The 13,898-nt window shown below is 67.1% G+C and carries 10 protein-coding genes; 9 read left to right on the top strand and 1 reads right to left on the bottom strand.

Going from position 1 to position 13,898, the window contains the following annotated elements; all coding sequences use genetic code 11:
- Positions 1-142: 142 nt before the first annotated feature.
- From LC407_RS20410 to LC407_RS20395, 4 genes are all read left to right on the top strand, one after another.
- Entirely contained in the window at positions 143-2,071 is a 1,929-nt protein-coding gene (locus LC407_RS20410) for a M1 family metallopeptidase (protein ID WP_223483508.1), read from the top strand.
- A 126-nt stretch (positions 2,072-2,197) separates the two neighbouring features.
- A complete protein-coding gene (locus LC407_RS20405; protein ID WP_032976539.1) occupies positions 2,198-2,929 on the top strand; it encodes a lipoprotein in 732 nt (243 codons plus the stop codon).
- Entirely contained in the window at positions 2,917-3,546 is a 630-nt protein-coding gene (locus LC407_RS20400; RefSeq protein WP_088101948.1) for an HAD family hydrolase, read from the top strand. The genes LC407_RS20405 and LC407_RS20400 overlap by 13 nt, the downstream gene beginning before the upstream one ends.
- Positions 3,547-3,856: 310 nt before the next feature.
- On the top strand, positions 3,857-5,830 hold the full coding sequence (locus LC407_RS20395) for an LTA synthase family protein (protein WP_223483507.1): 1,974 nt from the start codon (positions 3,857-3,859) through the stop codon (positions 5,828-5,830).
- Between the two features lie 617 nt (positions 5,831-6,447).
- Here LC407_RS20395 and LC407_RS20390 read toward each other — a convergent pair.
- The gene (locus tag LC407_RS20390) at positions 6,448-7,386 is read right to left on the bottom strand and encodes a carbohydrate kinase family protein (RefSeq protein ID WP_059065157.1); all 939 of its coding nucleotides are present in this window, start codon (positions 7,384-7,386) and stop codon (positions 6,448-6,450) included.
- A gap of 282 nt (positions 7,387-7,668) precedes the next feature.
- Here LC407_RS20390 and LC407_RS20385 point away from each other — a divergent pair, with 282 nt between their 5' ends.
- The 5 genes from LC407_RS20385 to rodA all read left to right on the top strand — a co-directional run bounded on the left by LC407_RS20385 (position 7,669) and on the right by rodA (position 13,670).
- Positions 7,669-8,715, top strand: coding sequence for a rod shape-determining protein (locus LC407_RS20385; RefSeq protein ID WP_025877255.1), 1,047 nt, complete (start codon positions 7,669-7,671; stop codon positions 8,713-8,715).
- A gap of 121 nt (positions 8,716-8,836) precedes the next feature.
- Positions 8,837-9,997, top strand: a complete 1,161-nt coding sequence (gene mreC / locus LC407_RS20380; RefSeq protein ID WP_223483506.1) for a rod shape-determining protein MreC — start codon at positions 8,837-8,839, stop codon at positions 9,995-9,997.
- Entirely contained in the window at positions 9,994-10,479 is a 486-nt protein-coding gene (mreD, locus tag LC407_RS20375) for a rod shape-determining protein MreD (protein ID WP_025877251.1), read from the top strand. Before mreC ends, mreD begins: the two co-directional genes overlap by 4 nt.
- Before the next feature lie 3 nt (positions 10,480-10,482).
- Positions 10,483-12,561, top strand: a complete 2,079-nt coding sequence (gene mrdA, locus LC407_RS20370) for a penicillin-binding protein 2 (RefSeq protein WP_032976538.1) — start codon at positions 10,483-10,485, stop codon at positions 12,559-12,561.
- Entirely contained in the window at positions 12,558-13,670 is a 1,113-nt protein-coding gene (gene rodA, locus LC407_RS20365) for a rod shape-determining protein RodA (RefSeq protein WP_025877247.1), read from the top strand. Before mrdA ends, rodA begins: the two co-directional genes overlap by 4 nt.
- Positions 13,671-13,898 lie beyond the last annotated feature (228 nt).

Genomic DNA, 13,898 nt, shown 5'->3' with positions numbered 1-13,898 from the left:
CGCGAGCGATGATGGATCCGTGCCAACCAAGGTTGGCACCTACCGGGCCATCGCGGGGCCGGCCATTACCCCGCACCGCGCAACGCTTCCCGGCCGGGGGAGAGGTACCATTGGGGTTTGTTCCCCGTAACGGTCCCGATTCATGCGCAATCCGCTGATGCTCCTTCCGCTGGCCGTGGCCCTGGCCGCCGGCTGCTCCCAGGAGGCGGCCGCACCCGCCGCCGCCCCGACTGCCCAGAAGACTCCCGCCGCTCCCGTGAACGCCGAAAACCGCAGCCACGATGAAAGCTCGTACGCCGAGCCGGACAAGGTCGTCGTCAAGGACATCGCGCTGGACCTGAAGCTGGATTTCGACCAGAAGCAGATCGGCGGCACCGCCACCTACACCCTGGAATGGAAGCAGAAGGACGCCAAGCAGCTGGTGCTGGACACCCGCGAGCTGAGCATCGCCAAGGTCGAAGCGATCGCCGCTGACGGTGCGCGCAGCCCGCTGCAGTTCGTGCTGGCCCCGGCCGACAAGGTGTTCGGCAGCAAGCTGACCATCGAAACCCCGGAACAGCCGGCCAAGGTCGAAGTGACCTACCACACCGCACCGACCGCTTCGGGCCTGCAGTGGCTGGCGCCGTCGATGACCGAGGGCAAGAAGCTGCCCTTCATGTTCAGCCAGTCGCAGGCGATCCACGCCCGTTCCTGGGTACCGCTGCAGGACACCCCCAGCGTGCGCTTCACCTACAGCGCGCACGTGGTCTCGCGCCCGGACGTGATGGTGCTGATGAGCGCCGACAACGATCCCAAGGCCGCGCGTGACGGTGACTACACCTTCAAGATGCCGCAGCCGATTCCGTCCTACCTGCTGGCCATCGCCGCCGGCGACCTGGTGTTCGAGCCGATCTCCGGCCGCTCCGGCGTCTGGGCCGAGCCGACCATGGTCAACAAGGCCGCCAAGGAATTCGAAGACACCGAGAAGATGATCGGTGCCGCCGAGAAGCTGTTCGGCGAATACCGCTGGGGCCGCTACGACATGCTGGTGCTGCCGCCGTCGTTCCCGTTCGGCGGCATGGAAAACCCGCGCCTGACCTTCGCCACGCCGACCGTGATCGTCGGCGACAAGTCGCTGGTCTCGCTGGTCGCCCATGAACTGGCACACAGCTGGTCGGGCAACCTGGTGACCAACGCCAGCTGGAAGGACATCTGGCTCAACGAAGGCTTCACCACCTACGTCCAGGGCCGCATCACCGAAGCCCTGTATGGCAAGGAGATGGCCGAAATGGAAAAGCAGATCGACCAGACCGATCTGCTGGCCGAAGTGAAGGACATGAGCCCGGCCGACCAGGCGTTGGCGCTGCCGCCGCTGAATGAACGTGACCCGGACGAAGCCCTGAGCCAGGTGGCCTACGTCAAGGGTTCGTGGTTCCTGGAATTCCTGGAACAGCGTTTCGGCCGCGAAACTTTCGATCCGTTCCTGCGCGGCTGGTTCGATGACCACGCCTTCCAGAGCGCCAACACCGACCAGTTCGTCGAGTACCTGAAGAAGAACCTGCTGCCGAAGAATCCGTCGGCGGTGACCGAGGCCGAACTGAAGGCGTGGCTGGACGAGCCGGGCATTCCGGCGTTCGCAGCCAAGGCGCAGTCGCGCAATTTCAGCAGCGTCGATACCGCGCGCATCGCCTTCGCCAGCGCCGGCACCGTGCCGAGCAGCCAGGTGATTGCCGAGTGGAGCACCCAGGAGTGGGTCCGTTTCATCGACGGCCTGGGTGCCACCCAGCCGCTGGACAAGCTGGCCACGCTGGACAAGGCGTTCCACTTCACCGGCACTCCGAATGGCGAGATCGCCATGCGCTGGTACCCGCTGACCATCCGCAGCGGCTACGAGCAGGCCAATGAAGCGGCTGCCGCGTTCATCGAGCGTGTCGGCCGTCGCAAGCTGATCCTGCCGATCTACGCTGAACTGGTGAAGACCCCGAAGGGGCTGGAGCTGGCCAAGCAGGCGTTCGAGAAGGCCAAGCCGGGCTACCACCCGATCACCACCGCCTCGGTGCAGGACATGCTGGGCAAGGCTGAAGCCAAGTAAACGGTAGTGCCGGCCGCCGGCCGGCAACCTGATGCTGCTTCACCAGCAACGGCGGGGAAACCCGCCGTTGCTGTATCCGCTTTTCGCTGCCGATAGAATCGGGATGCACCCGTAAAGGACTCCGCCATGAAACGACTGATCCTGCTCACCGCCTGCACCCTGGCACTGGCCGCCTGCAGCAACCCCGAGGAAGAGCGCAAGGCGCAGGAAGCCGCCGCGGCCGCCGTGCAGGCGCAGAAGGAAGCCAAGGCCGAAGACGTGGCCAAGCAGTACGACATGGCCGTGGCCGCGCAGGACTGGGAGCGTGCGCGCCTGCATGGCGCCTCGCTGCTGGACCAGTACAAGGACACCGCCGCCGCCGAGCGCATCGCCGCCGGCTTCGACGAGGTCAAGGCCAAGGGCGATGCCGCGCGCGACCTGCGCCGCATGCAGGCGCTGTGGCAGTACAACCAGATTCCGGTTGGCAGCAAGGGCAACCAGGTGTCGGCGCAGATCTTCAGCAAGGAGCGGGTGGATGTGGATGGCAGCGGCGCCAAGCCGGTGCAGCTGGTGTTCCGCGACCACCCCGAATGGAAGCGTCATGCCTACCTGGTGCTGCAGGCCGGCGATTTCCGTTGCCCGCAGTGCACGGTGAAGGTCACGGTGGACGGCGGCAAGCCGGTCTCCATGGCGGCCTGGCGGCCGAAGACCGACGAGGCGATCGCCATGTTCATCACCGACCAGAAGGCGTTGTGGAAGCTGGCAGCCAAGGGCAAGTCGATCAGCATCGAGTTCCCGGTCAAGGCCGGTGGCACGCGCACGGCCGTGTTCGAGACCGGTGGCGTGGATGCCAGCCGCATGCCGGCGTGGTGGCGTTGACCGTGCAGGCACCGGCGGCTGCGTCGTCGCTGTCGGCGATCCGCCACTGGGTGTTCGACATGGATGGCACGCTGACCGTGGCGGTGCATGATTTCGCGCGGATCAAGCGCGAACTGGCGATTCCGCAGGAGGATGACATCCTCACCCATCTGGCCGGGTTGCCGGCCGCAGAGGCCAGCGCCAAGCACGCTTGGCTGCTGGCGCACGAGCGTGCGCTGGCCGCTGCTTCCCAGCCGGCAACGGGAGCGGTGGCGCTGGTACGCGCGCTGCAGGGCGCCGGCTGCCGGCTGGGCATTCTGACCCGCAACGTGCGCAGCCTGGCGCAGGTCACCCTGCAGGCGATCGGGCTGGGCGACGTCTTTGCCGAAGACGACATCATCGGCCGCGACGAGGCCGAGCCGAAACCCTCACCGGCCGGCCTGCAGTACTTCCAGCAGCGCTGGCAGGTTGAGCCCGCGCAGGTGGTGATGGTGGGCGATTACCGCTTCGATCTCGAATGCGGCCGCGCGGCGGGCAGCCGTACGCTTCTGGTCAATGCCCCGGACAACCCGTGGCCGGGCATGGCCTGTTGGCACCTGGCCGATTGCGGGGCGGTGCTGGAGCGCTGGGGAGGCTAGCGCGGCGCTCTGTGCGCGCGCTGGCAGGTAGCCAGGGGCCGCACCTGCAGTCAACTGCCGACTGTCATCACAGTGTATTGTGCGCGGTCGGCGGGACGTTCTTCGAATGACCCGCCGGGGCTGAAGCGGAAGCGGTTGCGGAACCGCCGCCGCTCACTGCCGCAGCCCGATTGAAGCTGAGGTGGATGCTGAAGGTGCCGGCGGGAAGTTCCGCTGCGCTGGCGGTTGTGTCGGGTAACACGTTGTCCGGTGTGGCCCGCTGCCAAGGATGGGGCATGGGTGTCCTTTGCTCCATTTCTGGATTCCTTTCATGCTCCGAGCTGCGTGGGTGTCGCTGTACCGGCGTCTGTGTCCGATTGCCGCCTTCTTCCTGTTTGGCCTGGTCGCCCTGTCGTTGTCCCGGCTGGGGCTGTCGCTGTGGCATGCCGCGCGGGTGAGTGCTGCCGACGGCTGGTCCACGGTGTTGCTGCAGGGGCTGCGGGTGGATGTGTCGACCCTGTGCCTGCTGTACGGCATCCCTGCGGTGCTGGCGCTGCTGTTGCCGCTGGAGGGACGCGTGGGCCGCGCGTGGCGCCATCTGTTGCGGTGGTGGCTGATCCTGGCGAGCGTGCTGCTGGTGTTCATGGAACTGGCCACGCCGAGCTTCATGGCCGAGTACGGCCTGCGCCCCAATCGGCTGTTCCTGGAGTATCTGATCTATCCCGAAGAAGTCGGGATGACGCTGCTGCGCGGCCATCTGCTGGCCGTGGTGATCGAAGTTGCCGCTGTGATCGTGCTGTTCTGGGCATTGCTTCGCGGGTCGCGGCGCTGGGTCGGCAACAGCCCGGCGCTCGCAGTCGAAGCCGGATGGCTATGGCGGCTGCCATTGGCGTTGCTGGTGCTGCTGCTGGCGGCGCTGGGCGTGCGTTCCAGCCTGGGTCATCGGCCCTTGAATCCGGCGCTGGTGGCATTCTCCACCGACCCCACCATCAACGCCTTGCCGCTGAATTCGCTGTACACCGTCGGCTATGCCGCGCGGCAACTGGCGACCCGCAGCGAAACCTCTCGCGTCTACGGTGACCTGCCGCTTGCCGAGGTGGTCAGCGAACTGCGCGCCAGCAGCGGCCTGCCGGCATCGGCGTACGTCTCCGACGCGTTGCCGAGCCTGGCGCTGCGTCCGCCGCAGTACCAGGGCAAGCCGCGCAATCTGGTGATCGTGCTGGAAGAAAGCCTGGGCGCGCAGTTCATCGGCAGTCTCGGCGGACGACCGTTGTCGCCCAACTACGACCGCCTGAGCAGGCAGGGCTGGGCGTTCGAGCGGCTGTATGCCACCGGCACGCGTTCGGTGCGCGGCATCGAGGCGGTCCTGACCGGGTTCCCGCCGACCCCGGCCGAATCGGTGGTGAAGCTGCCCGCCAGCCGCCAGCGCTTTTTCACCCTGGCCGATGTGCTGGGGCGGCATGGCTACGACACCGGCTTCTACTACGGCGGTGAAAGCCACTTCGACAACATGCGCGAGTTCTTTCTCGCCAATGGCTTCACCCGCATTGTGGACCGCAAGGATTACCGCAAGCCGGCCTTCGTCGGCTCCTGGGGCGCGTCGGACGAGGATCTGTTCGCTCGCGCCGACCAGCAGTTCCGGCAGCTGAAAGCGCAGGGCACGCCGTTCTTCGGCCTGGTGTTCACCTCCAGCAACCACGATCCCTTCGAGTTCCCCGACGGCCGAATCGACCTGTACGAGCAACCGAAGCAGACCCGCGACAACGCCGCCAAGTACGCCGACTACGCGCTGGGCGGGTTCTTCCGCAAGGCGATGGCCTCACCGTACTGGCAGGACACCGTGTTCCTGGTGGTGGCCGACCATGATTCGCGGGTGTTCGGCAAGAACATGGTGCCGATCGGCAACTTCCATATTCCCGGGTTGATCCTTGGCGGCGGCATCGGGGCGCGCCGCGATGCCCGCATCGTCAGCCAGATCGATCTGCCGCCGACGCTGTTGTCATTGCTGGGCATTGCCGATGCCACCCCCACCGTTGGCCAGGACCTGACCGACCTGCAGCGGCTGCAGCCCGGACGCGCGCTGATGCAGTACGACCGCAATCTGGCGTGGATGGAGGGCAACGACGTGGCCATCCTGCAGCCGGACAAGCCAGCGCAGGGCTTCCGCTACGACCCGGCCAGCGACCAGCTGCAGCCGCAGCCGCTGCGGCCGGAACTGGCACGGCGCGCACATGCCTACGCGATGTGGGGCACGCTGGCCTACGAGAAAGAGCTGTACCGCTTGCCGGAGAAGGCCAGGCCCTGAGCTGGAGGTAGCGCCGGGCCATGCCCGGCGAGCGCGCAGCGCGGGCTGCATCTGGAATCGAAGGTGTCTGATCGGAAAGCCGCCGGGCGTGGCCCGGCGCTACCAGAGCGGTGCCGGCCGGTTGCCGGAGAAGGCCAGGCCCTGAGCTGGAGGTAGCGCCGGGCCATGCCCGGCGAGCGCGCAGCGCGGGCTGCATCTGGAATCGAAGGTGTCTGATCGGAAAGCCGCCGGGCGTGGCCCGGCGCTACCAGAGCGGTGCCGGCCGGTTGCCGGAGAAGGCCAGGCCCTGAGCTGGAGGTAGCGCCGGGCCATGCCCGGCGAGCGCGCAGCGCGGGCTGCATCTGGAATCGAAGGTGTCTGATCGGAAAGCCGCCGGGCGTGGCCCGGCGCTACCAGAGCGGTGCTGGCCGGTTGCCGAAGGCCAGGCCCTGAGCTGGAGGTAGCGCCGGGCCATGCCCGGCGAGCGCGCAGCGCGGGCTGCATCTGGAATCGAAGGTATCTGATCGGAAAGCCGCCGGGCGTGGCCCGGCGCTACCAGAGCGGTGCCGGCCGCTGGCCGGCAGTGTCGACCAAGCATTCCCCCCTGGCGCGTCGGGTGGAATGCGCGGGCAGTTCGTTTACGCGTTCAACGCGTAACCGAACTGCTGCTTGAACTGCTCGTTGAACTCATCGAAGGTGAAACGCTGGTTCTGGGTGCCCGGGTGCTCGACCTTCAGCGCGCCCATCAGGTTGCCCATGCGGCCGATGGTCAGCCAGTCGAAGCCCTTCTGGATGCCGTAGATCAGGCCGGCGCGGAACGCGTCGCCACAGCCGGTCGGATCGACCACGCGGCGCTCGTGCGCCGGCGGGATGTCGTAGCTCTTTTCCGGGGTGTGGATCACTGCGCCCTTCGGGCCGCGGGTGGTGATGTAGGCCTTGACCCGGCTGACGATCTCCTTTTCGTTCCAGCCGGTGCGTTCCTGCAGCAGGTTCGACTCATAGTCGTTGACCACCACGTAATCGGCCTGCTCGATGAACTCGCGCAGTTCCGGGCCGTTGAACAGCGGCATGGCCTGGCCCGGGTCGAAGATGAACGGCACGCCGTCTTCGTGGAATTCCAGCGCGTTCTGGATCATGCCTTCGCGGCCGTCCGGGCCGACCAGGCCCAGGCTGACGCCCGGCACGTCGCGCACGTGGTTTTCGTAGGAACGCATCATCGCGCCCGGGTGGAAGGCGGTGATCTGGTTGTTGTCGTGGTCGGTGGTGATGAACGCCTGCGGGGTGAACAGCTCATCGATCACGCGCACGCGGGTGAGGTCGATGCCCAGGGCATCGAAGTGCTCGCGGTACGGGCCGAAGTCCGAACCCACCGTGCCCATCGGGATCGGATCGCCACCGAGCAGGTGCAGGTTGTAGGCGATGTTGCCGGCGCAGCCGCCGAACTCGCGGCGCATGCGCGGCACCAGGAAGGACACGTTCAGGATGTGCACCTTGTCCGGCAGGATGTGATTCTTGAACTGGTCCGGGAACACCATGATGGTGTCGAAGGCAAGAGAACCACAGATCAGAGCGGACATCGATGTAAGCCTATGCGGTGAATTTTGGGGTGGGCCTGCCCACTTCGGCAGGCAAGCAAACGGCGCCCTTGGGCGCCCGACGGCGCAAAGGTTACCCGCTGGTGCCGCTCAGGGCCAGAACCGGGTGATGCCCAATCAGGCCGAAAGCCTGTGAAGGCGCGGGTTCAGCTAGTTTTCTCCTTGCTCGGCGGCAGGCAGGTTGCTAGGCTTGTCGACCTCGATTTCTGCCCATTTTTTCGCCATCCCGCGTTGGGCGCGACACCCCTCAGGATCAACTCCCAGATGTTCAAGAAACTGCGCGGCATGTTCTCCAATGACCTGTCCATCGACCTGGGCACGGCCAACACCCTCATCTATGTGCGTGGGCAGGGAATCGTGCTGAACGAGCCGTCCGTGGTCGCTGTGCGCCAGGATCGCGCCATTGGTGGTACCCGGTCGGTGGCAGCCGTTGGCGCCGAGGCCAAGCAGATGCTTGGCCGTACCCCGGGCCACATCACCACCATCCGCCCGATGAAGGACGGTGTCATCGCCGACTTCACCTACACCGAAGCGATGCTCAAGCACTTCATCAAGAAGGTGCACAAGTCGCGCTTCCTGCGCCCGAGCCCGCGCGTGCTGGTCTGCGTGCCGGCCGGCTCGACCCAGGTCGAGCGCCGCGCCATCAAGGAATCGGCCGAGGAGGCCGGTGCCCGTGACGTGTTCCTGATCGAAGAGCCGATGGCGGCTGCGATCGGTGCCGGCATGCCGGTCACCGAGGCCCGTGGCTCGATGGTCATCGATATCGGCGGCGGCACCACTGAAGTGGCGGTGATCTCGCTCAACGGCATCGTCTATTCCGCCTCGGTGCGTATCGGCGGCGACCGCTTCGACGAATCGATCACCAACTACGTGCGCCGCAACCACGGCATGCTGATCGGTGAAGCCACCGCCGAGCGCATCAAGGTCGAACTGGGCTGTGCCTACCCGCAGGCGGAAGCGATCGAGATGGAAATCTCCGGCCGCAACCTCGCCGAGGGCGTGCCGAAGATGATCAAGATCAGCTCCAACGAAGTGCTTGAAGCGCTGCACGAGCCGCTGTCTGGCATTGTCAGCGCGGTCAAGCTGGCACTGGAACAGACCCCGCCGGAACTGTGCGCCGACGTCGCCGAGCGCGGCATCGTGCTGACCGGTGGTGGCGCCCTGCTGCGCGACATGGACCGCCTGATTTCCGAGGAAACCGGTCTGCACGTGCAGGTGGCTGATGACCCGCTGACCTGCGTGGCCCGCGGTGGCGGTCGTGCGCTGGAACTGGTCGACATGCACGGCAACGAGTTCTTTGCGCCGGAATAAGCCGTCCCGGCTGCCTGCGCCCGCAGCGCCCCTCCGGGGTGCGGCCCGCCACATCGGCGGGTCGGCACCGGCGGGGCGCCCGCGTGTTTCCCTTCCGCCTTCTGCCAGTTGAATCGCTGCCGTGCCGCCCTACGCCGGACCTCCCGTCGCTTCCCGATCCGGTGATGCCGCCAGCCCGCTGCGGCTGCTGGCCTATCTCGCACTGGCAATCACCTTGATCGTCCTCGACGACCAGGCTGGCTGGCTGGCGCGTCTGCGCGAGCAGGCCAACAGCCTGGTGCAGCCGGTGTGGGCCCTGGCCGGCCTGCCCGGCAAGCTCGGCGGCCAGGTGCGCGACACCGCCGCCAGCCACGGCCAGCTGGTGACCGAGAACCGCGAGCTGCGCAACCAGCTGCTGCTGGCCAACGCCCGCCTGACCCGCCTGCAGACCGCCGCACTGGACAACGCCCAGTTGCGCGAACTGCTGAACGTGGCCGAGCGCAGTGGCCTGGACGTGCAGCTGGCGCCGATCCTGGACATCGACCTGGACCCGGTCAAACAGCGCCTGGTGCTGGACGCCGGCAGCCGCGAAGGCGTGCACGTTGGCCAGGCGGTGATCGATTCCGGCGGCCTGATGGGCCAGGTGATCAGCGTGACCGCGGGCAGCTCTACCGTGCTGTTGCTGACCGACCCCGACCACGCGGTGCCGGTGACCGTGGCCCGCAATGGCGTGCGCCTGATCGTCTACGGCCGCGGCGACAAGCTGGAACTGCGCGACATCCCGCTCAGCGCCGGCGTGGAAGTGGGCGATGAGATCGTCACCTCCGGTCTCGGTGGCCGCTTCCCGGCCGGATTCCCGGTCGGCACCATCACCGCGCTGCGCCCGGACGATACCCATGCCTTCCTGGTGGGCGAACTGAAACCGGCCGCGCAGCTTGATCGCGGTCGCGACGTGCTGCTGCTGCGCCCCGGCGCTGCGATCCGCATTCCGCCGAACCTGCGCCTGCAGATGGAACAGGCCGCTCCCGGTGGCCCGGCCGATGCCACAGCGCTGCCGACCGGCCCCGCGCCTGCAGCAACGCAGGCTACCCCGGTAGTGCCGGCCGCTGGCCGGCAGCCGTCCTCGTCTGCGACGAACCCGGCTGCCCGCGCATCCTCCCTTACCCCCGCGCCTTCGGCGCGCCCCCCTCAACAAGAGGGGGGCTCTCCCCCAGCCAGCTCCCCGGTAGTGCCGGCCGCTGGCCGGCAACCGCAGCAAACTCAACCGCAGCCCACCCAACCGCAGCCGGAGGCGCAGCGATGAGCCGCCTTCGCGACAACCGCTGGGTGCTGCCGGCCAGCCTGGTGGTGGCCCTGCTGCTGGGCCTGCTGCCGTTGCCCGCGCTGCTGCAGCCGCTGCGTCCGTATTGGCTCGCACTGGTGCTGGCCTACTGGGTCATCGAAGCGCCCGAGCGCGTCGGCCTCGGCATCGCCTTCGCCAGCGGCGTCGTCGCCGACCTGCTGTATGGCGGGGTGCTGGGCGAGCAGGCGCTGCGCTTGGTGATGCTGGCCTTCATCCTGCAGCGCTTCCGCGCGCGCATCCGCTTCTTCCCGATGTCGCAGCAGATGCTGGCCATCGGCGGCCTGCTGTTCAACGATCGCATCGTCAGCGCGCTGGTCCATATCCTGGTGGGCGAGCCGACCCTGCCGTGGTCGTACTGGTGGGCACCGTTGCTGGGCATGGGCCTGTGGCCGCTGGTGTTCGTACTGCTGGACGCGGTGCGCTTCGGCAAGCGCGGGCGCTGAGCCATGCTGCCGCGCCGCCAGGTCAAGAATCCGCACGCCGAAGCCGAACAGTTCCGGCGCCGTGCGGCGTTGGGCTTCTTCGGCGTGCTGGTCTGCCTGCTGGGCCTGGGCGGCTGGTACTTCAAGCTGCAGGTGCTGGACCACGACATCTACGCCACCCGATCCGAAGCCAACCGCATCAAGCCGCGGCCGGTGGTGCCCGGGCGCGGCATGATCTATGACCGCAATGGTCGGTTGCTGGCCGAGAACGTGCCGGCGTTCCGGCTGGATGTGACCCCGGACAAGGTCAAGGACATGGACGCCACCCTGGAAGGGCTGGCGAAGATCATCCAGATCAGTCCGGAAGAGCTGGAAGCGTTCAACAAGTCGCGCAAGGCGCGCCGCAAGTTCCTGCCGGTCACGCTGAAGCTGCGCATGAGCGATGAGGAAATGGCGCGCTTCGCGGTGGACCGCTGGCGCTTTCCCGGCGTCGAGCTGGAACCGTACCTGACCCGTCGCTATCCCTATGGCGACCTGTTCGCGCACATCATCGGCTACGTTGGCCGGGTCGACGACAAGGATCTGGAGATCCTCGGCGAGGGCAATGCTGCATTGACCCACATCGGCAAGTCCGGCCTGGAGCGCTATTACGAGCAGGAACTGCGCGGCAAGGTCGGCTACGAGCAGGTCGAGACCAACGTGCAGGGCCGCGCGATCCGCACCATCGGTCGTGTCGCTGCGCAATCCGGCGCCGACCTGCGGCTGTCGATCGACGCCGACCTGCAGCGGGCGATGGTGGCTGCCTTCGGTGATCAGGAAGGCTCGGCCGTGGCGATGGACCCGCGTACCGGTGAAGTGCTGGCGATGGTCAGCCTGCCGTCCTACGACCCGAACCTGTTCGTCAACGGCATCTCGCATGCCGATTTCAAGGCGCTGAACGACAACCCGTCGCGCCCGCAGTTCAATCGCCTGGTACTCGGCGGCGTTGCCCCCGGTTCGACCCTGAAGCCGCTGATCGGCCTGGCCGGCCTCGATTCGGGCGTTCGCCGTCCGGAGGACAAGGTGCTGTCGACCGGCATGTTCTACCTGCCGGGCACCTCGCGTGGCTGGGGTGATTCGCATCGTGGCGGTCACGGCTGGACCGATCTGCGCAAGTCCATCGCGCAGTCGGTCAATACCTACTACTACCGCTTGGCATTGGACCTGGGCATCGAGCGGTTCGACCATTACATGGAGTACTACGGCTTCGGCCAGCCGACCGGCATCGATCTGACCGGCGAGATCTCCGGCATCCTGCCGTCGCCGGCCTACAAGCGGAAAAGCCGCAAGGAAGCCTGGTATCCCGGCGACACGGTGAACATCAGCATCGGCCAGGGCGACTGGAAGGTCACCCCGCTGCAGCTGGCCCGTGGTGTCAGCGGCCTGGCCAATGGCCAGCTGCGCACGCCGCATCTGGTGATGCAGCAGCGTGCTGGTTTCGACAGCGACTGGGTGGCGGCGGAGCCCGGCCCGAGCAAGCCGGTCAGCCCCAACCCGAACAATCTTCAGGCCGTGCGCGAAGGCATGATGGCCACCATGCTTCCCGGTGGCAGCGCCGCACGCATGGCGGCCGGCGCGCCGTACACGATGGCGGGCAAGACAGGCACGGCACAGGTCGTCAGCCGCAAGGGCACGGCCGCGGTCAATCCCAGAAGCCTGCCGATGCACCTGCGCCACCGTGCGCTGTTCGTCGGCTTCGCGCCGGCCGAGCAGCCGGTGATCGCGCTGGCCATCGCCGTGGAAGGCGGCGGTTACGGCGGCGCGGCGGCCGCACCGATCGCGCGCAAGATCTTCGATGCCTGGCTGCTGGGCAAGATGCCTGAAGGCATGCAGCCGCTGGACAGCGAACGCGGCACCACCGCCATCGGCATCACCGCCTTCGACAATGAGGACGTGAACGCGCGTCCGGCCGGCGACGCCGCCGCCGCCGAGCTGGGCGAGCACCCGGTGCTGATCGGCATGCCCGCACCGCCACCGGCGCCGGCACCGGTTCCGGGTTCGCCATCTGCTGCGGCGTTGCCCGTCGGTCCTCGCCCGACCGTCGCGGCGGAGGCCAGCCGATGAGCGCCTTCCTGCGCTGGGCCGGGGAAATGCTGCAGCGGTTCTTCAGCAGCCTCGACTGGCTGCTGTGCCTGGCCCTGGGCGCGCTGATGGTGATCGGCCTGGCGACGTTGAAGAGTGCTGGCGGCGATGGCCTGGTGATGGCGCAGGGCGTGCGTTTTGCCGTGGGTCTGGCGGCGATGTGGGGCATTTCGCGGGCGCCGATCCTGCGCATCCGCTCGGCCACGCCACTGATCTACGCCATCTCGATGATCCCGTTGCTGGCGGTGTTCGCGCTGGGAACGGGAAAATACGGCCGGCAGTGGCTGGACCTCAAGTTCTTCTACCTGCAGCCGGCCGAACTGCTCAAGGTCAGCCTGCCGATGATGGTGGCCTGGTACCTGCACAAGATGCCGCTGCCGCCGCGCTTCAACACGGTGCTGGTGGCGATGGTGATCATCGGTGTGCCGACTGGGCTGGTGATGCTGCAGCCGGACTTCGGCACCGGCGTGCTGATCGCCGCCAGTGGTGTGTTCGTGCTGCTGCTGGCGGGCCTGCCGTGGTGGTGGGTGGGGCTGGGCGTGGGCGGCGTGGCAGCGGTGGCGCCGGTCGCCTGGTTCTGGTTGCTGCGGCCGTACCAGAAGGACCGCATCATGATGTTCCTCGACCCGGAAATGGATGCGCTGGGCGCGGGCTGGAACATCATCCAGTCGAAGATCGCCATTGGTTCCGGCGGTTTCGACGGCAAGGGCTGGGGCGAAGGCTCGCAGTCGCACCTGAATTTCATTCCCGAGCAGACCACCGACTTCGCGTTTTCGGTGCTGAGCGAGGAGTTCGGCTGGATCGGCGTGGCGCTGGTGCTGACGTTGTATCTGGTGGTGATCGGGCGCTGCCTGTGGATCGCCAGCCAGTCGCGCGATTCGTACTCACGCCTGCTGGCCGGTGCCACGGGTCTGGCGTTCTTCGTCTATGTACTGGTGAACGGCGGAATGATTTCCGGCCTGCTGCCGGTGGTGGGGGTGCCGATGCCGTTGATCAGTTACGGCGGTACGTCGGCGGTGTCGCTGCTGGCGGGGTTCGGGTTGGTGATGGCGGTGCGTCGTCACAATCCGGTGCATGGCGGTTACGGGTAGTTTCCAGCCATCGGCGCAGCCCCTCGTGGGTGGTTGCTGAAAGCAACAGCCGTGGTTGGCCGGGCGGGGTGGATTCGCGGGGGACGCCGTGAACCCATCCCTGAAGTGACCCCCTGGAGTTGGACACCTGATCCAACCCCGAGGGTTACATGAATAGATATGAGGTTTGTTTCAAATTGCAGGTCGCCAAAGAGGCCTGCAAGACCTCCACATCGGTCAAGGCGGTTG

It is taken from the genome of Stenotrophomonas sp. OVS01A (assembly GCF_019969775.1).
GTDB lineage: Bacteria > Pseudomonadota > Gammaproteobacteria > Xanthomonadales > Xanthomonadaceae > Stenotrophomonas > Stenotrophomonas indicatrix.
The sequence above is the reverse complement of the archived record's forward strand: the minus strand, read 5'-3'. Positions and strand labels throughout refer to the sequence as shown.